Here is an 18,739-nt window from a genome sequence, read left to right as displayed (position 1 = left end):
GACGACCTGAACCCCGAGGTCAGCACCAACGCCCCTCTCTGCCGAAGGAGATCCCGATGAGCGATGCGCCCGACGCAGGCATCGCACCCGCAGCCGCCGACGTACTGCGCGATCCGTACGCCGGCACACGCCCCGAACCCGACCCGCCCCGCCCCGCGTACCGGGGCATGTCCGACGCCGACCGGTCCGCGCTCTGGCAACAGCGTCTCCACGAGGCCGAGGCGGGACTGACCCGGCTGCTCGCGGCCCGCGGCGACGAGGTCCACCTCGCCGACTGGTTCGCGCTCCAGGCCGAGATCTTCGCCGACCTGCCCGACCCCGGCACCGCCCTGCCGTCCGCCTGGCAACGGGTGTTCTTCCGCGGCCAGGCCCTGATGGAGCGGTTCCTGGTGGCCCGTTACGGCGAGGAGGTGCTCGCCGACTGGGCCCGTGCCAACGCCGAGATATACCGGCAGGTCGAACCCGACCACGGCCGCGGCGCCGCCGACCCGATCCACCGGATCGCCCGGCAGGCCGAACTGTACGGCTCCGCCTACGAGTTCGACGACGAGGCACCGCCCACCGCCGCACGGGCCGCGCTGACGATCACCCACTGCTCGATCTGGGACTACCGCGAGCAGGCGCGGCGCTCCGGCGTCCGCATCACCCTCGCCTCCCCCTGCACCTACTGCACCGAAGCCCTCTCCGCCAACATCCGAGCGAAGGGCTTTTGGCCCTCGCACCAGTTGCGCAGCGGCCCCACCGGGCACGGCTGCCGCTGGGAGGCCACCGACGAACGACAGGAGCCGTGATGTGCGGCGTCTCCGGCTGGATCGACTGGGAGACCGATCTGCGCACCCGGGAGCGGACGGCGCGGGCCATGGCCGAGACCCTGGCCTGCCGCGGACCCGACGCCGGCGGCGTCTGGCTGTCCCGGCACGCCGCCCTCGGCCACCGCAGGCTCTCGGTCATCGACCTCGAAGGCGGCGGCCAGCCGCTGCCCGACCAGGACACCGACACATCGCTCAGCTACAACGGCGAGCTGTACAACTACCTTGAGCTGCGGCGGGAGTTGCAGTCCCTGGGGCACACCTTCCGCACCCGCTCCGACACCGAGGTCGTCCTGCGGGCCCACCTCCAGTGGGGGGATGCCGCGCCCCGGCGCTTCAACGGCATCTTCGCCTACGCGTTGTGGGACGGCCGGCGCCAGGAACTTCTGCTGGTCCGGGACCACTTGGGTGTCAAGCCGCTGTACTGGCACGCCCATCGCGCCGGAGTGCTGTTCGGCTCCGAACCCAAGGCCGTCCTCGCCAACCCCTTGTTCCGGGCCGAGTTGGACGCCGAGGGCATCGCGGAGCTCTTCGCGCTGCCGGCCGCCCCGACCGCCGGGCACGGCATCTTCCGCGGACTGCGCGAGCTGCGCCCCGGCCATCTGCTGACCGTCGGCCGCGGCGCGACGCGGGAACTGCGCTACTGGCAGCTGGATTCGGCACCCCACACCGACGACGCGGCCACCACCCGTGCCCGGGTCCGCGACCTGCTCGCCGACACCGTCGAGCGCCAGATGCTCAGCGACGTCCCGCTGTGCACCCTGCTGTCCGGCGGCGTCGACTCCAGCGCGATCACCGCGCTCGCCGCCGCGGCCCGCGAGCGCACCGGGCACTCCAAGGTGACCAGCTTCTCGGTGGACTTCCCCGGCAGCGCCGACCGCGCCCCGGACGCCTGGCGCACCAGCGCCGACGCACCGTTCGTACAGGCGGCCGTGGAGCACATCGGCACCCTGCACACCTCGGTCGTGGTCCCCGACGACGACCTGCTGGACGCCCGGGACGCCGTACTGCGGGCCCGCGACCGGCCCGGCTGGGGGGAGATGGACGCCTCGTTGCACCTGCTGTTCCGCGAGGTGCGGCGGCGCTCCACGGTCGCCCTCTCCGGGGAGGCGGCCGACGAGATCTTCGGCGGTTACCCCTACTTCCACGATCCCGCGGCGCTGGCGGCCGACACCTTCCCCTGGCTGCACGGGCGCGCCACACCTGCCGAGCTGCTGCGGCCCGACGTACGCGCCGAGGTGAGCCCGCACGAGTACACGGCCGAGCAGTACCGGCGCTCGCTGGCCGAAGTGCCGTCGCTGCCCGGGGAGTCGGCCGCCGACCGGCGGATCCGGGAGATCTTCCACCTGGCCCTGACCCGCTGGCTGCCCCCGCTCCTGGACCGCGCCGACCGGGTCAGCATGTCGGTGGGACTGGAACTGCGGGTGCCGTTCTGCGACCACCGGCTCGTGGAGTACCTGTGGAACGTCCCCTGGGCGCTCAAGGCGCCGGGCGGACGCCCCAAGGGGCTGCTGCGCGACGCCGTACGGGATCTGCTGCCGCCGCAGGTCACCGATCGCCCCAAGAGCGGCTACCCCTCCACGCCCGCCGTGCGCTACACCGAGGTGCTCACGGCCCGGGCGCACGAACTGCTCGCCGACCCGAACGCCCCCGTCTTCGACCTGGTGGACCGGGCCGTGGTCCGCGCCGCCCTCGCCGAGGGCCGGCCGCTGCCCAGCCCGCGCACCGCGCCCAACCCCGTCGGCGGGCTCGATCACCTGGTCCAGGTGGACGAATGGCTGCGGGCCTACCGCGTGAGCCTGCGATGAGCGCCCCGCCCGCCGACGCCTTCCGCGAGGCCGCCCGGCTCTGGACGACCGGGGTGGCGGTGCTCACCGCGCGGCACGGCGAGGAGGTGTTCGCGAAGACGGTGTCCTCGCTGTGCCCGCTCTCCCTGGACCCGCTGCTGCTCAGCGTCGCCGTGGACCGGCGCAGTCCGCTCGCGGACGCGGTGCGCGCCGACGCGCGGTTCGGCGTCGGGGTGCTCGGCGCCCGCCAGGAGGCGCTGGCCCGGCGGTTCGCCACGCCCGGCGCGGGACGCGCACTGGGCCTGTTCACCGGGGCGCCGATGCGGACCGCTGCGACCGGGACGCCCGTCCTGGAGGAGTGCCTCGCCTGGTTCGACTGCCGACTGCACGCCGTCCTGCCGGGCGGCGACCACGCCCTGCTGGTCGGGCGGGTCGTCGCGGCCGGCGACAGCGGACCGGGTGAACCCCTCCTGTACCACGACCGCGCGTTCCGTTCCCTCGCTCCTCTGCCCGTACCCACCCCCACAGGAGTCAGCGCATGACCCTGCCCGACGCCACCGCCACCGCCCGGGGTCTGCTCACCGGCGACCGGTACCGCGAGGAGCTGACCGACGGCCGCGAGCTCTATCTCGACGGCAAGCGCGTCAGCGATCCCGTCACCCATCCCGCCTTCCGGCCCGCCGTGGACGAACTCGCCCGGCTGCTGGACCTCCAGCACGACCCCGCCCATCACGAACTGCTCACCTACAAGGACCCCGACAGCGGCCGCCGGATCGCCCGCGGCTACCAACCGCCGTGCACCATCGAGGAGTTGCGCCTCCAGCGGCGCAGCGCCGAGTTCTGGCACGCCGAGTCGCTGGGCCAGCACGGGCGTTCCCCGGCCTTCATGTCCTCCATCGCCCTGGGCGTGTACGACTTCCGTCACCGACTGGAGCGCGCCCACGCCGGGTTCGGCGCCAACGCGGAAGCCTGGTACCGGCACTGCGCGGACAACGACCTGGTCCTCTCGCACGCCCTGGGCGATCCGCAGATCGACCGCTCGGCCGACCCGGTCGACGACCCCGACCTGGCACTGCGGGTCCTCGCCGAGAACGACGACGGTGTCGTCGTACGCGGAGCCAAACAGCTGACGACCCTCGCGCCGCTCGCGCACGAGGTACTGGTGTACCTGTCGGCGTCCTTCACACAGCGGCGCGGCGAGCAGTTCGTGGTGTGGTTCGCGCTGCCGCTCAACACACCGGGTCTGATCACCCTGTGCCGCGAGCCGCTCGGCGACGCTCCGTGGGGGCACGCGCATCCGCTCGGCGCCCGCTTCGACGAGCAGGACGCCATGCTGTTCTTCGACGACGTGACCGTGCCGTGGGACCGCGTGTTCCTGCTGCGCGACGGCGCGTTGGCGCGCACCGGCCTGTCCCGGATCAACGCCTGGAGCGCGTACATCGGGCATGTGCGCTACCGGGAGCGGCTGCGCACGCTGCTGGCCACCGCCACCCTGGTGGCTGAGAGCATCGGCGTCGACCGGTTCCGCAACATCCAGGAGGACCTGGGCCGCCTGGCCGGGTACGCGGAGCTGACCGAGCTGTTCCTCGACGCCGCCGAGGCCCGCGCCCAGGTCACCGACAGCGGGCTGCTCGCCCCCGGCGACACCGCCGCCAGTCGCGTCTGGTCGGCCGAGGTGGCGGGCAGCGCGGTGGAGATCCTGCGCACGATCGGCGCCTCGGGCCTGTTGATGCAGCCCACCGCGGGCGACCTCGCCAACCCCCGGCTGCGCCCGCACCTCGACCGGTACATGCGCGGCCGGGGCATCGACGCCGAGCACAAGTCCCGTCTGTTCAGGCTCGCCTGGGAACTCACCGGGGACGGCTTCGGACAGCGCCAGCACCTGTACGAGTACGTCCACCGGGGCGACCTCGCCCGCAACCGGATCAACCTGTTCAAGCGCTACGACCAGAGCGACACCCGGGAGCGGCTGCTGCGCCTGCTCGAACCCGCCGCCGCCACCGCATCCGAACTCGGCTCCAACTCCGAACTCGGCTCCGACTCGGACTCCAGCTCCGACTCCGCCCGGGAGGCCCGTCCATGACCGCGTCCGCCGCCGAGATCCAGGCCCGCACGCTGGCCGGCTACGCCGACGCCAGCAGGCTGCGCCAGGTGCACGACCGCGACTGGGTCCTCGACCAGGTCACCGGCGAACCCCGCGAGCTGCTCGATCTGGGCAGCGGCATCGGCCAGTTGCTCGGGGCCGCCCTCGACCGCTTCCCCTCGCTGGAGAAGGCCGTGGGTCTCGAACGCTCCCCGCACCGGATGGCCGAGGCCGCCGGGCGGCTGCGCGCGTACGGGCCGCGGGTCGCCCTCCACGAGTCCGACCTCACCGCACCCGAACCGCTCCCCCACCGCTCGGACGTCGTCACCATGACGTCGGTCCTGCACTGGCTGTACCCGCACGAGCAACGAGTCCTGAAGTGGACCCGTGACCACCTCGCGCCGGACGGGGTCTTCCTGCTGACGACCTATCACCCGGCGCGCGACGCGCACGGTCTGGGCGGTGAGGACGACATCGTACGCACCGTCCTCGAAGCCCGGCACGCCGATGTTCCAGGCCTGTTCACGGTCGCCGGGATCCTGCCGATCGCGACCCGCACCCGGACGTTCGACGAGCTGGAGCCGCTGCTGGAGCGGTACTTCCGGATCGAGGCGGTCCTCGACCGGGACGCGGTGGTCACCGTGGAGAGCGCCGCACAGTACGAGCACTTCCACGCGGCGACGTTCGGCGACTACTACAGCCGGCTCGTGGAACCCGCGGAACGCGCCGGGTTCTTCCGGGCGGTCGGCGAGGCGGCATGGCGGCGGCAGACGGAGACCGGACATGTCAGTCACATGACGGTACGGCTGTGGCGGCTCGCGCCCGCGTAACCTGAGACGACCCGCACGGCCGAGGAGCCACCCACCATGTCAACTCCCGTTCCCAGCCCGGAACTCGGCGCCTTCCTTCGGGCCCACCGCGAACTGCTCAAGCCCGCCGACGTCGGGCTCGGCTCGACCGCCCGCCGACGGACCCCCGGGCTGCGCCGCGAGGAGGTGGCGTCGCTGTCGGGGGTGGGCCTGGCCTGGTACACCTGGCTGGAGCAGGGTCGGGTGGCCGCCTCGCGCCAGGTCCTCGGCGCGGTCGCGCGGGCGCTCAGGCTGGACGCGGCCGGGTTGCGGCACGCGATGCGGCTCGCCGGGTACCACGAGCCGGTGGCCGCGGCCGACGAGGGACGGGACCGGCTGGCCACGGCCGTGCAGCCGGTCCTCGACTCCTGGCCGGCGAGCCCGGCCGTGCTGCTGGACCGGTACTTCGACCTGCGCGGCTGGAACGCCGCCTGGAGCGCGCTGTGGGGTTCGCCGGAGACCGTGCCGGCGGACCGGCGCAACCTGATGTGGCTGATGGTGGCGGACGCCCGACTGCGGTCCGTCCTCACCGACTGGGAACCCCTGGCCATGAACGTCTTCCAGCACTTCCGGGCCCAGGCCGGAGCGGCGCTGGCCGACGCCCGCACCAGTGAGGTCTACCGCCGGCTGGAGGAGGACGCGCCGGAGCTCCGCCACTGGTGGGGGTGCCACTCGGTGGCGGAGCTCACCGCCCGCAAGGTGACCGTGGAGCCCGCGGGTACCGGACGGATCGAGCTCACGCTGTCGTCGTTCCACCCGGTGGACGACCCGTCCGCGCTGGTCCTGCTGTTCACCCCGGCCACGGAGACGGACCGGTCCCTGATGACCGGGCTCAGCCGGCGTCCGCTGCGCTCCGTCGCGGCTTCCCGCTGACCAGCAGGGCGCCGAGGGCCGACAGCAGGGCCAGGCCGGTGCCGATGGTGAGCGCGCCGACCGTCACGTCCGCGAAGGCGCCGACGGCCCAGGCGCCCAGGCCCGTACCGGCGTACATCGTCGAGGTGAGCCAGGCGCTGGACGTGGCGCGCAGGGCGGGCGCCACGGTGCCGGCCAGGGTCTGCTGATCGGTGACGAAGGCGCCGCTGGCCACGAACCACAGCGCCACGCCGATCACCGCCACCGCCAGTCCCGGGCCCGCGACGGCAAGCCCGATCCCGGCCGCGAGCAGCACACCCCACACCGGCAGCAGGGGCACGGGGGCCGCGCCGGCCGCGCGCGCCCGGTCACCGAGGCGCCCGCCGAGCGTAGATCCCACCACGCTGCCCGCCCCCACGACGACGCCGATCAGGCCGAGTTCGGAGACGGTGAGGTCGAACCGGTCGACGAGCACGGCTCCGAGGAAGGTGTAGGCACCCAGGTTGGCCGCGTTGAACACGGTGTTGACCAGCAGGGCGTTGCGCAGGGACGGATCCGCCCAGCCGGAGAGCACGGCCTTGACGGCGCCGACGGTGGCGGGCTGCGGTGCGGTGGGCCGGATCTGGCGCAGCAGCAGTGGTACGGCCGCCGCGGTACCGATCGCCAGCGCCAGGAACGCCGAGCGCCAGCCCGCGACCTCCGCGAGCAGTCCGCCCAGGGGCACGCCGACGACCTGACCGCACGAGAACAGGGCCATGCCGAGGCCCAGGGCCCGGCCTCGCACCCGGTCGGGCGCGGTCTCGGCGATGTGCGCCCAGATCGCCGGACCGGCCGCGGCGGCCGCCAGCCCGGCGACCGCGCGGGACAGCACGAGCAGCACGATGCCGGTGGACAGCGCGGCCCCCACGTTGGAGGCCACGAACAGCACGGACCCGGCGAGCAGCGCCCGGCGGCGCCCGAACCGGTCGCTCAGCACGCCGAGGAAGGGCGCGCAGACCGCGTACACCAGCACGTACGCGGTGACACTGGACGCCGCGGCCGCCTCGCTGACGTCGATGTCCTTGGAGATCGTCGGCAGCAGCGGGGAGACCAGGAACGTCTCGGTGCCGAAGAGGAACAGCAGCACGAACACGCCCGCGTAACGCAGCCGGTCGAGCCGGTCGGGGTCGGCGGTGCGCACCGCGTCGGACGACGTGTCGGGGAGACTGCTCAAGCGGACCACAACCGTTCGGTCGGCGAGGAGGGAGACCGGGTCATCGTCGGCCCGCGCCCTGCGGCCAGCCAGACAGGGGATGATGCTGTGACCACAGGTCACAGGCTGAGCGCGGGGTCCCACCGGTTGGACCTCTTCGAGCCTGCCGGCGGCGACGTCGAAGACGAATCCGCGGATGGCGTCCATGTGGACGACGAAGGGATCGGCCTTGATGTGAAGCCGTCGTCGGTGAAGGGGGGCATGCCGCAGTCGGTGTGGTGGATGAGGATGATCTCCTCGGTTCCGCGCAGGCGCCGGCTGACGGCGAGCGAGCGGCGTTCGTCCGCGCCGAGGACCGCGTAGACGTTCAGCCGGGCATCCACGCAGGCGAGGACGGCGACGTGCCGGGCGGGCGGTAGCGGCCAGGTCGACCGGTCGGCGTAGGCGCAGGGCAGCGACGCCTCGATACTCCGGGCAGCCCGCTGGGCTGACGAACGGTCCACCCGCCAGGCCCGGGGAGCCATGGCAAACCGTGATCTTTCCCCAACCACCCACCAAGGCAAGAAAGTTGGCTGCCCGCAAGGCTGCACTTTTCGCCATGCCTGCGAGAGCACTCGCACCCCTACCGTTCACCAAATGACGTACAGGCAAACTGATGGTGATCAACGCGCCGGCGGTCCAGACCGTCGGGCGTCGCCCAAGCACGGCCGGACAACGGGCGAGCCGTCCCAGGCCTCAAGCGGTTTGCGGGGACTCCAGCAATCCGCGGGCAACCGCGCAGTGGTGCAGATGCTGCGCCGCTCGGGCTATCTGAGCCCCCCGGAGACTCTGGCCGGCACCGAGCCCGAGGCCGACATGGGTGCCGTCGTCAAGAAGGTGGTCTCCGGCAGTGGGCAGCCGCTGGAGGGGGCCAGGCTCAAGAAGGCCGAAGCAGTGTTCCAGGAGGACTTCTCCGACGTCCGCGTCCACACGGATGTGGTGGCCCAGCGATCGGCGGAGAATCTTTCGGCCAGCGCCTACACCGTCGGCAACGACATCGTCTCGGGCACCGGAAGGCTCGACGACAAGACCCTTTACCACGAACTGACCCATGTCTCCCAGCAGCGCAAGGGGCCCGTGGCCGCCGGCAACGAGGTAGGCGGCGTCCGTACGTCGACCCCGGGAGACCCGTTCGAACGCGAGGCCACGGCCAACGAGCGGCTCGCGGACAGCCCCGGCCCCGTACAGCTGAAACCCGCCGACGGGCCGGCCCATGCACACCCTGACCACGCACACCACGACCACGGCCCGGTGCAGCGCACCCCGGCGCATTCCGCCGCGGTCCAGCGCATGGCCAGACCGGAGCGCCGCAAGGTGCTCGTCGTCTGCGACGAGAGCGGCCTCGGCCTCGGCGGTGTCCCCGTCTTCAACATGGAACTGGTCAAGGGCCTCCAGCCGGACCACGACGTCACCTTGTTCACCGTGAACAACAAGAAGGACTACGACCACGACAAGACGGTCGCGGACCATGGGGGCGCCAATATCATCAACGTGCCCGGGAACCCGGACATCGAGGAAGGCCGCGACCGCCTCGCCGAGGTCGCCGAGGGCAACCCGAAGGACCACGGGCTTCCCGGCGATCCGGCCTCCTTCGACATCATCATGGGCCACTCCCGGTTCTCCGGCCCGGCCGCCGAGGCGATTCGCAGGCGTTGGTACCCCGAGGCCCGGTTGGTCCATTTCCTGCACACCAGTCCCGAGCGTTTGGACCGGGTCAAGGGGAAGAACACCCCCGACGACAGGGAGTTGTACCTCCGGTGGAAGGCCGACCCCGAGTCGGTGACGGACGACGAGGCCGCACAGGCCAAGAAATTCATGGAGAAGACGCTGATCGAACGCTCCGCGATGGCCAAGGCCGATGTCGTCAGCGGGGTGGGGCCCCTGCTCACCAAGGAGGCGGCACGCCTTGCGGAGAAGGTGAAAAGGGCCGCGGTGCACGAGTTCGTGCCGGGCACCGAGGCCAAGGCGCCGGTGAAACCGTCGCTGCCCAACCGGACGAAGTACATGCTGCATCTGCCGCGCAAGCTCAAACTGCTCCTGCCGGGGCGCGTCACCGACGAGATCAAGGGCGCCAAGGCCGCGATCATGGCCATCGGGCAGCTCCGCCGTCCCGTGGAGGAGGGCGGATACGGTCTGGACGTCAGGCTGACGATCCGCGGCGGACCTCGGCAGCCGACGTTGAACAGCGAAGAGGGCCAGGAGGGCCACCAGGACAAGCTGGCGAAGCACCAGAAGGACCTGGCGAAGTACCACGAGGACACGGCGGCGTGGCAGCAGATAATCAACGCACACGGTGAGGGCGGGGTCACGCTGCTGCCCTTCACCCCGAACGCCGACGAACTGGACGCCGACTACCAGGGCAAGCACGGCCTGATCATGCCGTCCCTGCACGAGGGGTTCGGACTGGTCGCCACCGAGGCGGCCGGACGCAAGTTGCCCATCCTCGTCACGCAGGAGAGCGGCGCGGCACAGTTCCTGCAGCACTTCGAGAATCTGAGCCCCGACATGAGCGTGGAGGCCCCTTACCAGGTCGACTCGGAGACGAACCAGGAAGTCGACGGCGGCGAGGACAAGCGGGCCGCGGCTTGGGCCAGCGCCATCGCGAACCTCCACCGGCGACTGCCTGCCGCCCGCAAGGACGCCGGCAAGCTCCAGGAGATCCTCACGCACTACACCTGGCAGAGCGCCGCCAACGCGCTGATCGACGCGACCATGCGGACCAGCCCCCGCACCGCCGCCGACGACGGCCTCCGCGGCGGGTACACCCGGCAGGGCCCGGACGCCGGGCTGGAGGACGTCGAGGAACCGGCGAAGTGGGTTCCGCACGACTTCTGGGACGGAGCCACCCCGGAGCCGACCATGAAGAAGACATGGCCCGAGGAGGAGCGCATCGAGCGCATGCAGCAGCTGGCCGAGGCGCTGACCTTGGAGATGGCGGAACCGGAGCCCGTCGCGGAGGGCGGGAGTTCCAGTGTCGGCAGGTCGATCAGGCGGACCAAGTCGGCCCCCGCGAGCATCCACTGAGTTCAGGCCTTTCCGCGCCTACATCATCACCATGGCAGGCGAGGCATGGCATGGTGCGAGGGGAGCTGACGTCCCTGCCGAGGTGTCGGCGTACGCAGATCAGCCCCGCCGACGCGGGACCGGCGCGCCGCCGTGGCCGAGGCCGCAGCGCGGCGGGCCTGTCCCAGGCGCAGGTGGCTCAGCTGCTGTTCCGCACAGAACGCCGTTACGGGTACGAGCACAGCGTTGGGCCCGGCGTCGGACCGGGCCTGCCGTGGCTGCGCCTGCTGGACGAGGTCTCCCCGCACCCGGCGGCCGTCACGGACGTGGCCGGGCCGACGGCTTCATCCTGTCGCGCAGGAAGTCAGCTCATCGCGCCTGCGCCGAGACGGCGTTCGGTCTCGGTCGTGCCGCCCCAGATCCCTTCCGTCTGTCCTGTCCGCACGGCCCAGTCGAGGCACTGCCGGGCGACAGGGCACCCGCCGCAGACGGCCTTGGCCTCGTCGATCTGGTGGAGGGTGAGCCCGCCGTTCCCGATCGGGAAGAAGAGATCGGGGTCCTCGCGCAGGCAGGCAGCATGTTCGCGCCAGGATGCAGCCGGGTCTTCGCGTGCGGTGGTCATGGCGACGGAGACCTCCGGTGCTCGTCGTGCGGTGCGCAGGCACGCGCCTGCACCTGTACACAGGAGACAGGGCAGCGGGTGCATCTGTGACAGCGGGCCGCGCTCTGCGGTTCGACCGGTTGCCGCCGCTGAGCCGGCCGGCCTGGCCCACATGGACAACGGCATCTAAGATCTCCGGCGACATCGCGTGCCGGTCACCGGCTGGGTGAGGCATGGAGGTGTCGGGAGATGCCCTCGGAGGCATTCCTTGTCAGTCGAGCTGAATCACACGATCGTCCATGCCCGGGACAACCGGGAGTCCGCGGAGTTCTTCGCAGACCTGTTGGGCCTTGAGATCACGTCCGAGTGGGGCCCGTTCATCGCTGTCCGGTTGGGCAACGGCGTCACGTTGGACTTCGCCACGGTTCCCGTGGACACCATCACCCCACAGCACTACGCCTTCCTGGTCTCCGAGGAGGAGTTCGACGCGGCGTACGCGCAGATCAGGCAGCGCGGCATCGAGCACTATGCCGACCCCCGGCGGAAACACCCCGGGACGATCAATCACAACGACGGCGGTCACGGCGTGTACTTCATGGACCCGGCAGGCCACGCCATGGAACTCATCACCGTGCCGTACGGCGGCTGGGCCGCGTAGGAAGCAAGCGCTCAGAACGCAGCCTCGCGTCGTCGACACCGCTGTCCGGGTCGAACCTGGGCCACCGCCCCCTAGGAGGCGCCGACCAACACCACGGTGACGCACAGTGCCATGGCCGCGGTGACGAGGATCATCGCGGTCAGGGTGCCCCGCAGCCAGTGGCCGAAGCGGACGCGATGGCGCTGTTCCACCTCGCTGATGCTGGCGGCGATGTGGTCGGTGACCATGCGGGCCACGTATGTCTGTTCCTCCAGGTACCAGCGCTCGATGTCCGTCCGCTGTTCCCGGGTCAGCCCCGGCTCCTGTGCGGTGAAGTCCGCGACGCGCCGACGTGCCGCTCGCAGATGAGCCTGCTGGTACAGGAAGTCCTGGATGTCGGTCAGGCCGCGGGCGGCCTCCTCGCTCGTGTCCATGGTGTGCTCCACAGGTGAGGCGGCGGCAGTCCGGCCGGTCGCTGTGGTACGTGAGCGCGGTGCACGCGCTTCAGCGCCGGGGAGGAGAGCAGCGCGCACGAACGTATCGAGCCGGGACTGGTCGGGGCCGGCGATCTCGCGAACGCCGTGGAGAGAGCTGGAACAAGCGGTCCGAACCTCCAGCGTGGCAACTTCCGCGGGAAGCCGCAAGGGCTCCGTCACCTCGTATCACCGTTCGTGACGGATGGGTCACCCGAATGCCGGACGGACACGTATCCGTCTCGGTGCGGCGCTCGACACCTTCGAGAGCCTCGGCGCCCGCCCCTGGGCGGCCCGGGCCGGCAACGAGCTGCGGGCCACCGGTCTGTCCGCCGGTGCCACCGGGCCAGCGTCGCTCACCCCGCAGCAACGCGAGATCGCCATGCTCGCGGCGGCGGGCCTCACCAACAAGCAGATCGGCGAACGCCTCTTCCTCTCCCCGCGCACCGTCTCCACCCACCTGCACCAGCTCTTCCCCAAGCTGGGCGTGGCCTCCCACGCCGCACTGCGCGACGCGCTGGCGGACGGCGACGCCTGACCACAGCGGCCGGCCGGTCTCGCCCGTGACGTCTGCACGCCGTACTGCCGATTCCCCGCCGGGAATTGTCGGTCGCGGTCGCACACCGCAGGATCTGGTCCGAACCGCCCCGCCCGGCAAGGAGATTCGCGTGATCGAGTTCGACGCACAGCAGCTGGCCGACCGCTACATGGCCCAGTGGACGACACCCGACGCCACCGAACGGCGAACGGCCATCGAGCTGTTGTGGGCCGAGAACGGCGTCCACGTCCTCCAACCACCGGCGGAGATCAGGCAGGTCGCCGCCGAACTCGGCTTCGGTCACTCGACATTGGAGGCTCAGGGGTACGACGCCATCGAGAAGCGGGTTGCGCGAGGCCACGAACGCTTTGTCAGGGCGCAGGGGTTCGCCTTCCGGGCACGCCCCGGCGCGGTGCGGCTGCACGGCCTGGTGAAGTTCGGCTGGGAGGCGGTGTCCGCCGAGACCGGCGACGTCGTGGGCGGGGGCCTGAACATCCTCGTACTCGACGACGACGGCCGGATCAGGACCGACTACATGTTCCCGGGAGCCTGACCTCCGGCAACGTAAGCCGCGGGCCCGGCCGCCGCCCACAGCGCCTCGGCGGTCGCCTGGTCGGCCGGCAGGAACGCCTCCAGTTTCAGCTCGGCCAGTGTCACGTCGACGGCGGTGGCGAAGGTCGTCACGGTCGTCATCAGGCTCAGGTCGCCGCGCGAGGAACTCAGCCGAAGGGGTACCGCGAATCCGAGCGCCTCGGCCGATGGCTCCAACTCCGGTATATACGAGGCGAGTTCGGCTCGCAGCTCGGGCCGGTGGCCGAGGCCGGCCAGGATGTGGCGCGCCCATTCGGCGAGGTTGCGGATGCGTGGCGCCAGACCGTCGGGGTGCAGCGCTAGACGGTAGACGTTCCTGCCCGGGCCGAGCAGTTCGGGGGCCGCCCCCTCGGCGATCAGGTCGAAGGCCGGGTTCGCGGCGATCAGGTCGCCGCCTCGGTCCACGACGAGCGCCGGACAGGGCAGATGCCCGCGCAGGATGTGGTCGATCGCCGTACGGACCGGCGCAAGTTCCGGGGCTTCCAGCGAACTCTCCGGATAGGCGGGGGCATACCCTGCGGCGAGCAGCAGCTCGTTGCGCTCCCGCAGCGGCAGTTCCAAGGACTCGGCCAGGCGCACGACCATGTTCCGGCCGGGCACGGACCGGCCGGACTCGATGAAGCTGAGGTGGCGCTGGGTGGTGCCCGCGCGCAGCGCCAGGTCGAGCTGGCTGAGTCGGCGGCGGACACGGCGTTCGCGAAGCGCGCGGGGGAATTCCACTGACCTGTTGTAACGGCGGCGGAGGGGTACGGGCCATTCCCCACGGGGAATTGTCGCCGGCCGCACGGGTCGTGAACATCACCGGCATGGACATCGGTGTACTGCTCCCGACCGGAACGGCCCAATGGGGCCCGGCCGACGACCCCCGCGCACTGGTGGCGTTGGGGCGCGCGGCCGAACGCCTCGGTTTCGCCTCGCTCTTCGTCAACGACTCCCTGCTCAGCCCGCGCGTCGAGGCGCTCACGATGCTGGCGGCACTCGCCCCGGCGACCGGGGCCGTGACGCTGGGGACGGCGGCACTGCTGCCGTTCCTGCGCCGGCCGGTCCAGGCCGCGCAGTCACTCGCGTCCATCGACGTGTTGTCGGGTGGTCGGCTCACCGTGGCGGTCGGCGCCGGTTTCCCCGGCCGCTTCGGCAGGCCTCTCTACGCCCTGTCCGAACTGCCGTGGGCGGGACGCTTCGCCCGTCTCGACGAGACCGTGGCACTGTGGCGTGCCCTGTGGGACGGCGCAGGCTCCTTCCAGGGCGAGCTGTTCCGCTTCGCCGACCTCCCGCCCGCGCTCAGGCCGTCCCGCGCGGGCGGCCCGCCGGTGTGGCTCGGTGGCGCGACCGCGTCGGCGCTGGCCCGCACCGGCCGGCTCTACGACGGCTGGCTGCCCTACCCTCCCGATCCGGCCGACTACGCCACGGGTCTCCATGACATCCGCGCGGCCGCAACCGACGCCGGGCGCCCGCCCGGGGACATCACCCCGGCGCTGTTCGTCTCGATTCGGATCGACGACGACGTCGAGCGGGGCCGTCGGGCGACGGACGCCTACGCGCGGGCCACGTACGGTATGCCGTTGGAGGACCTGGAGCAGATCCAGGCCGTCGTCACCGGGCCCGCCGATCAGGTCGTCGGGCGTCTGGAACGGTACGTCGCCGTCGGCGCCCGGCACATCGTCCTCCGCCTCGCCGCCCAGGACCTGCACTCCCAGCGCGACCAGCTCGAACGTGCGGCGGAGCTGATCCCCGCCGTGCGCACAGGTGCCCTCACGTAAGGAGCCGACGCTCTGACCCGCCTGTGGGTAGCCGGTCCGCTGCCGGAGACGGCGCCGGGGGCAGCCCTCGTAGCGGCCGTGGCCATGGACGAGCCGACGGTCGGTTCCTCGGAGGTGCCGCGGGCGGGACGCCACTCACACCTGCGTGGCATCAGTCGGTATCGAGGCCGTCGATCAGACGGTTGAGGAAGCGGGTGAAGGTGGCGTCGGGAGTGAGGGGACCGTCCGGTAGCGGAAAGGGTTTCGGCGAGTTCCGGGTGGCAGCCGTCGGCGGCGACAGCGGCGAGGTAGCGGCCCTCGGCCGCGGCCCGGTCCGGTGATCGTGAGACCGCGGCCTGCGCGATCTCATGGGCGACATGCCCGGCCACGCACGCGGTGATCTGGGCGAAGACCTCCAGTTTCGCCGCGCCGTCCAGCCCGGTGGGCCGCAGGACGGCGAGCACGTGTTCCAGGAAGGCCAGCGTGTTGGGGCTCGGAACGCGACGGGTGGACAAGGCCGCGGGAAGCCAAGGGTGGCGCAGCATGTGGGCGCGCTGCAGTCGGGCCACGGTCTTCAGATCGGCGCGCCAGTCGCCGCTGGGCGGGTCCGTGACCGTGAGTTCGCCGCAGACGTGGTCGATCATCAGTTCCAGCAGCGTCTCCTTGTCAGGGGCGTAGCTGTAGAGCGACATGACCCCCGCCCCGACCTCGGCGGCCACCCGCATACGCTGGCAGATCAGCGGAGGCGCTCACCCACGCTACGCCCGCAATCCCGGCACCGGTGAGTCGCCGCTCAGCGCCACCACCTTCACACCGGTACGCATCACGCTCCACACGGACTCTGCGTCGGTACTTCCCAGCAGCTCGGAGCTCGCGTAATTCGTCAGCCCTCCGGGAAACGGTCGACGAGCCAGGCAGTTCGGCCCGGCTGACTCCTCCACGCCCTTCTTGGCCGTCCAGGTCAACGAGTCGAGGTTTCGCAGCGGCCATCCGGTGGCGATGCTGTCGAGCCAGACCCGAACGACCGGTCCCCATGCCCGGTTCCACGCCCGGCGATGCCGGGCGGGGGCCGGTCAGCTGTCGTAGTCGACCGTCAGTGTCTCGGAGACCGGGTACGACTGGCAGGTCAGCACGTAACCGGCGTCCACCTCGGCCGGTTCCAGGGCGTAGTTGCGGCGCATGTCCGCCTTGCCGTCGGTGATGCGCGCACGGCACGTACCGCACACCCCTCCCTTGCACGCGAAGGGCAGGTCCGGGCGGATGCGTGAGGCGGAGTCCAGGATCGTGCTCTCGCGTGGGAGTCGCGCGGTGGTGGAGCGGCCGTCCAGGGTGACGGTGACCTCGCTGGTCGGTCCGGTCGCCGCCGCCTCCTCGTGGCGGACGGGTTCGATCGGCTCGTCGTCGGCGAAGAAGAGCTCCCGATGGACCCGCTGGACGGGGACACCGAGACCGGCGAGCACCTGCTGTGCGTCGACCACCATGCCGTGCGGGCCGCACAGCCACCAGTGATCGGCGGACGGAACGTCGATCAGTCCCTCGATGAGCGCGCCGAGGCGTTCGCCGTCGAGCCGCCCGGAGAGGAGTTCCGCTTCGCGGGGTTCGCGTGAGAGGACGTGGGCGAGGTGGAAGCGGGCGCGGTACTCGTCCTTCAGGTCGGCCAGTTCGTCGGCGAACATCACGGTGTCGGTGCGTCGGTTGCCGTAGAACAGGGTGACCTTCGAGCGGTCGTCTGCGGCGAGGACCGACTCGGCGATGGACATCATGGGGGTGATGCCCGAGCCCGCCGCGATCAGTACGTGGTGGCCTGGCACCGTGAGGTCGGGGGTGAAGGCACCGGTGGGGGCCATCACCTGGAGGGTGTCGCCCGGCCGTACCTCGTGGACCAGCCAGGAGGAGAAGAGCCCGCCGGGCACCTCGCGGACGCCGATGCGGGGCGGTGCGCCGGCCGGTGAGCAGATCGAGTAGGAGCGCCGTTCGTCACGCCCGTCGATGTCGCGGCGCAGGGTGAGCGACTGGCCGGGGCCGAAGGCGAACTCCTCCGCGAGGGCGCCGGGGATGTCGAACGTGACCGCCACGGCGTCCTCGCAGAGGCGCTGGACGGCGGCGACGCGCAGGGGATGGAAGGCTGGGCGGCGCCGGCGTGCTGTCGTCACGAGGGCACCGGCGGTCGGTGCCGTCAGCTCTGCCATCAGATCTCCTTGACGTACTCGAACGGCTCACGGCAGGTGAGGCACCGCCACAGCGCCTTGCAGGAGGTGGCCGCGAAGCGGGAGGTCTCCTCGGTGTCGACCGATGCGCAGCGCGGGCACGGGACCGTGCGCCGGGTCGGCGACAGGGTCAGAGGGACGGGGCCCGCGGGGCGCTGCGGCGCCGCCATGGGCGGGGCGATGCCGTGTTCGGCGAGTTTGCGGCGTCCTTCGGGGGTGATCCAGTCACTCGTCCACGGCGGGTCCAGCACCGTGCGGATCTCGACGCGGTCGAAGCCGGCGTCCCGCAGGCGCGCGGCGACCCCGGCCCGCATCTCGGCCATGGCAGGGCATCCCGAATAGGTGGGGGTGAGGTCGGCGACCACTGTGCCGTCGGCCGTGATCGTCACGCCCCGCAGCACCCCGAGGTCGGCCAGGGTGAGCATGGGGAGTTCGGGGTCCGGGACCTGTTCGGCGAGGTGCCGGGCCCGCCGGACGTCGGACAGGACGGGGACGGAAACGGGGGTCACCATGTCGCCTCCGGGTACGCGCGGGCCACGCTCTGCAACTCGGCCAGCAACGGGGCGAGATGCTCGGTGTGCTCGCCGTCGCGGCCGCTGCCGGGCAGGGGCGCGGGGTGCGGCGCGGGAAGTCCGGCCGCGTCGAGGACCTGGCGGAGATCGGCCAGAACCGCGTCGCGTACGTCCTCGGCGGCGAACAGTTCCTCCCAGTAGGGGGCCTGCGCTTCCAGGGCCGTCAGCATGCGCGCGTGGGACTCTTCCGTGCCGTCGCCCAGGCGTACGACCCACTCGGCGGCGTACTGCCGGTGGTAGGTGAGCTCCTTGACGCCCTTGGCCGCGATGGCCGCGAGCACCGGGTCGGGTGTGCCGGCCAGTTCGGTGAAGTGGGCGAGCCGCCAGCTGGCGAACACCAGCAGCCGCAGCACGGAGTGGGCGAAGTCGCCGTTGGGGAGTTCGGCGAGGCGTACGTTGCGGAAGTCGCCGGTGTCGCGGAAGTAGGCGTAGGCGTCCTCGGTGCGGCCGGTGCCGTCCGTCTGGCCGCAGCGGGCGTAGAGCAGGCGGGCCTGGCCGAGCAGGTCGAGCCCGATGTTGGCGAGCGCCATCTCCTCCTCCAGCTCGGGGGCCCGGGTGACCCATTCGGCGAGCCGCTGGGCGAGGACCAGGGCGTCGTCGCCGAGGGCGAGGCAGGTGGCGGCCAGTCGGGCGGCGTCGACGGTCTCGGGTACGGCGGTGTCGACGCCGTGCAGGGGGTCTTCGAAGCCGGTGCCGAACGCCCAGCGGGCGTCGCTGTCGTCGTGGCCCTCGGCGAGGCTCAGGTAGACGTGGTCGTCGCTCATCACC

General features: G+C 71.6%; 18 protein-coding genes and 2 pseudogenes. 11 read left to right on the top strand and 9 right to left on the bottom strand.

What is annotated here, in order from left to right; translation table 11 throughout:
* Window positions 1-56: 56 nt before the first annotated feature.
* From ACIRR9_RS30395 to ACIRR9_RS30370, 6 genes are read left to right on the top strand one after another with little or no spacing between them, the layout of a single operon-like run.
* Complete coding sequence (locus ACIRR9_RS30395) at window positions 57-791, top strand: hypothetical protein (protein WP_403758217.1); 735 nt, start codon at window positions 57-59, stop codon at window positions 789-791.
* Complete coding sequence (asnB, locus tag ACIRR9_RS30390) at window positions 791-2,617, top strand: asparagine synthase (glutamine-hydrolyzing) (RefSeq protein ID WP_403758215.1); 1,827 nt, start codon at window positions 791-793, stop codon at window positions 2,615-2,617. Before ACIRR9_RS30395 ends, asnB begins: the two co-directional genes overlap by 1 nt.
* Window positions 2,614-3,138, top strand: a complete 525-nt coding sequence (locus tag ACIRR9_RS30385; protein WP_403758212.1) for a flavin reductase family protein — start codon at window positions 2,614-2,616, stop codon at window positions 3,136-3,138. Before asnB ends, ACIRR9_RS30385 begins: the two co-directional genes overlap by 4 nt.
* The gene (locus ACIRR9_RS30380) at window positions 3,135-4,679 is read left to right on the top strand and encodes a 4-hydroxyphenylacetate 3-hydroxylase family protein (RefSeq protein WP_403758209.1); all 1,545 of its coding nucleotides are present in this window, start codon (window positions 3,135-3,137) and stop codon (window positions 4,677-4,679) included. Before ACIRR9_RS30385 ends, ACIRR9_RS30380 begins: the two co-directional genes overlap by 4 nt.
* Window positions 4,676-5,509, top strand: coding sequence for a class I SAM-dependent methyltransferase (locus tag ACIRR9_RS30375; protein WP_403758206.1), 834 nt, complete (start codon window positions 4,676-4,678; stop codon window positions 5,507-5,509). Before ACIRR9_RS30380 ends, ACIRR9_RS30375 begins: the two co-directional genes overlap by 4 nt.
* Window positions 5,510-5,545: 36 nt before the next feature.
* Window positions 5,546-6,400: a helix-turn-helix domain-containing protein gene (locus tag ACIRR9_RS30370; protein ID WP_403758203.1), complete on the top strand. Its 855-nt coding sequence runs from the start codon at window positions 5,546-5,548 to the stop codon at window positions 6,398-6,400.
* Here ACIRR9_RS30370 and ACIRR9_RS30365 read toward each other — a convergent pair.
* Window positions 6,360-7,592, bottom strand: a complete 1,233-nt coding sequence (locus ACIRR9_RS30365) for an MFS transporter (RefSeq protein ID WP_403758200.1) — start codon at window positions 7,590-7,592, stop codon at window positions 6,360-6,362. The two genes, ACIRR9_RS30370 and ACIRR9_RS30365, sit on opposite strands and share 41 nt — an antisense overlap.
* A 98-nt stretch (window positions 7,593-7,690) precedes the next feature.
* Window positions 7,691-8,095, bottom strand: coding sequence for a hypothetical protein (locus ACIRR9_RS30360; RefSeq protein ID WP_403758197.1), 405 nt, complete (start codon window positions 8,093-8,095; stop codon window positions 7,691-7,693).
* Between the two features lie 265 nt (window positions 8,096-8,360).
* On the opposite strand from ACIRR9_RS30360, the gene ACIRR9_RS30355 reads away from it, so the two are divergent.
* Window positions 8,361-10,634, top strand: coding sequence for a DUF4157 domain-containing protein (locus ACIRR9_RS30355; RefSeq protein ID WP_403758195.1), 2,274 nt, complete (start codon window positions 8,361-8,363; stop codon window positions 10,632-10,634).
* 343 nt (window positions 10,635-10,977) lie between these two features.
* On the opposite strand, the gene ACIRR9_RS30350 is transcribed toward ACIRR9_RS30355, so the two are convergent.
* Window positions 10,978-11,235 (bottom strand): WhiB family transcriptional regulator, encoded by a 258-nt coding sequence (locus ACIRR9_RS30350; RefSeq protein WP_403758192.1) that lies wholly within the window; start codon window positions 11,233-11,235, stop codon window positions 10,978-10,980.
* Window positions 11,236-11,482: 247 nt separating this feature from the next.
* Here ACIRR9_RS30350 and ACIRR9_RS30345 point away from each other — a divergent pair, with 247 nt between their 5' ends.
* A complete protein-coding gene (locus ACIRR9_RS30345; protein WP_365350905.1) occupies window positions 11,483-11,872 on the top strand; it encodes a VOC family protein in 390 nt (129 codons plus the stop codon).
* Window positions 11,873-11,943: 71 nt separating this feature from the next.
* Here ACIRR9_RS30345 and ACIRR9_RS30340 read toward each other — a convergent pair whose 3' ends face one another.
* Window positions 11,944-12,285 carry a hypothetical protein gene (locus ACIRR9_RS30340; protein ID WP_365350904.1) on the bottom strand — a complete coding sequence of 114 codons (342 nt, stop codon included), beginning with the start codon at window positions 12,283-12,285 and terminating at the stop codon, window positions 11,944-11,946.
* Between the two features lie 271 nt (window positions 12,286-12,556).
* Here ACIRR9_RS30340 and ACIRR9_RS30335 point away from each other — a divergent pair.
* Window positions 12,557-12,862 (top strand): annotated as a pseudogene (locus ACIRR9_RS30335) (helix-turn-helix transcriptional regulator); the annotation flags it as partial.
* A 130-nt stretch (window positions 12,863-12,992) separates the two neighbouring features.
* Complete coding sequence (locus ACIRR9_RS30330) at window positions 12,993-13,415, top strand: hypothetical protein (protein WP_403758188.1); 423 nt, start codon at window positions 12,993-12,995, stop codon at window positions 13,413-13,415.
* Here ACIRR9_RS30330 and ACIRR9_RS30325 read toward each other — a convergent pair.
* Window positions 13,394-14,173 carry a helix-turn-helix domain-containing protein gene (locus ACIRR9_RS30325; RefSeq protein WP_403758185.1) on the bottom strand — a complete coding sequence of 260 codons (780 nt, stop codon included), beginning with the start codon at window positions 14,171-14,173 and terminating at the stop codon, window positions 13,394-13,396. The two genes, ACIRR9_RS30330 and ACIRR9_RS30325, sit on opposite strands and share 22 nt — an antisense overlap.
* 86 nt (window positions 14,174-14,259) lie before the next feature.
* Between ACIRR9_RS30325 and ACIRR9_RS30320 the strand changes: the two genes are divergently transcribed.
* Window positions 14,260-15,213, top strand: a complete 954-nt coding sequence (locus tag ACIRR9_RS30320; protein ID WP_403758183.1) for an LLM class flavin-dependent oxidoreductase — start codon at window positions 14,260-14,262, stop codon at window positions 15,211-15,213.
* Window positions 15,214-15,364: 151 nt separating this feature from the next.
* On the opposite strand, the pseudogene ACIRR9_RS30315 reads toward ACIRR9_RS30320, so the two are convergent.
* The 4 genes and pseudogenes from ACIRR9_RS30315 to paaC all read right to left on the bottom strand — a co-directional run.
* Window positions 15,365-15,914: pseudogene (locus ACIRR9_RS30315) on the bottom strand (TetR/AcrR family transcriptional regulator C-terminal domain-containing protein); the annotation flags it as partial.
* Window positions 15,915-16,265: 351 nt separating this feature from the next.
* Complete coding sequence (gene paaE / locus ACIRR9_RS30310) at window positions 16,266-17,381, bottom strand: 1,2-phenylacetyl-CoA epoxidase subunit PaaE (protein ID WP_403758180.1); 1,116 nt, start codon at window positions 17,379-17,381, stop codon at window positions 16,266-16,268.
* Entirely contained in the window at window positions 17,381-17,911 is a 531-nt protein-coding gene (gene paaD, locus ACIRR9_RS30305) for a 1,2-phenylacetyl-CoA epoxidase subunit PaaD (protein WP_403758177.1), read from the bottom strand. Before paaD ends, paaE begins: the two co-directional genes overlap by 1 nt.
* Window positions 17,905-18,735: a 1,2-phenylacetyl-CoA epoxidase subunit PaaC gene (gene paaC, locus ACIRR9_RS30300; RefSeq protein ID WP_403758174.1), complete on the bottom strand. Its 831-nt coding sequence runs from the start codon at window positions 18,733-18,735 to the stop codon at window positions 17,905-17,907. Before paaC ends, paaD begins: the two co-directional genes overlap by 7 nt.
* Window positions 18,736-18,739 lie beyond the last annotated feature (4 nt).

It is taken from the genome of Streptomyces sp. NPDC101234 (genome assembly GCF_044767525.1).
GTDB lineage: Bacteria > Actinomycetota > Actinomycetes > Streptomycetales > Streptomycetaceae > Streptomyces > Streptomyces sasae.
The sequence above is the reverse complement of the archived record's forward strand: the minus strand, read 5'-3'. Positions and strand labels throughout refer to the sequence as shown.

Bases quoted from the DNA above. Each gene is read 5' to 3' on its own strand.
- ACIRR9_RS30395 (WP_403758217.1), top strand. From the start codon at position 57: ATGAGCGATGCGCCCGACGCAGGCATCGCACCCGCAGCCGCCGACGTA.
- asnB (WP_403758215.1), top strand. From the start codon at position 791: ATGTGCGGCGTCTCCGGCTGGATCGACTGGGAGACCGATCTGCGCACC.
- ACIRR9_RS30385 (WP_403758212.1), top strand. From the start codon at position 2,614: ATGAGCGCCCCGCCCGCCGACGCCTTCCGCGAGGCCGCCCGGCTCTGG.
- ACIRR9_RS30380 (WP_403758209.1), top strand. From the start codon at position 3,135: ATGACCCTGCCCGACGCCACCGCCACCGCCCGGGGTCTGCTCACCGGC.
- ACIRR9_RS30375 (WP_403758206.1), top strand. From the start codon at position 4,676: ATGACCGCGTCCGCCGCCGAGATCCAGGCCCGCACGCTGGCCGGCTAC.
- ACIRR9_RS30370 (WP_403758203.1), top strand. From the start codon at position 5,546: ATGTCAACTCCCGTTCCCAGCCCGGAACTCGGCGCCTTCCTTCGGGCC.
- ACIRR9_RS30360 (WP_403758197.1), bottom strand. From the start codon at position 8,095: ATGGCTCCCCGGGCCTGGCGGGTGGACCGTTCGTCAGCCCAGCGGGCT.
- ACIRR9_RS30355 (WP_403758195.1), top strand. From the start codon at position 8,361: ATGCTGCGCCGCTCGGGCTATCTGAGCCCCCCGGAGACTCTGGCCGGC.
- ACIRR9_RS30350 (WP_403758192.1), bottom strand. From the start codon at position 11,235: ATGACCACCGCACGCGAAGACCCGGCTGCATCCTGGCGCGAACATGCT.
- ACIRR9_RS30340 (WP_365350904.1), bottom strand. From the start codon at position 12,285: ATGGACACGAGCGAGGAGGCCGCCCGCGGCCTGACCGACATCCAGGAC.
- ACIRR9_RS30320 (WP_403758183.1), top strand. From the start codon at position 14,260: ATGGACATCGGTGTACTGCTCCCGACCGGAACGGCCCAATGGGGCCCG.
- paaE (WP_403758180.1), bottom strand. From the start codon at position 17,381: ATGGCAGAGCTGACGGCACCGACCGCCGGTGCCCTCGTGACGACAGCA.
- paaD (WP_403758177.1), bottom strand. From the start codon at position 17,911: ATGGTGACCCCCGTTTCCGTCCCCGTCCTGTCCGACGTCCGGCGGGCC.
- paaC (WP_403758174.1), bottom strand. From the start codon at position 18,735: ATGAGCGACGACCACGTCTACCTGAGCCTCGCCGAGGGCCACGACGAC.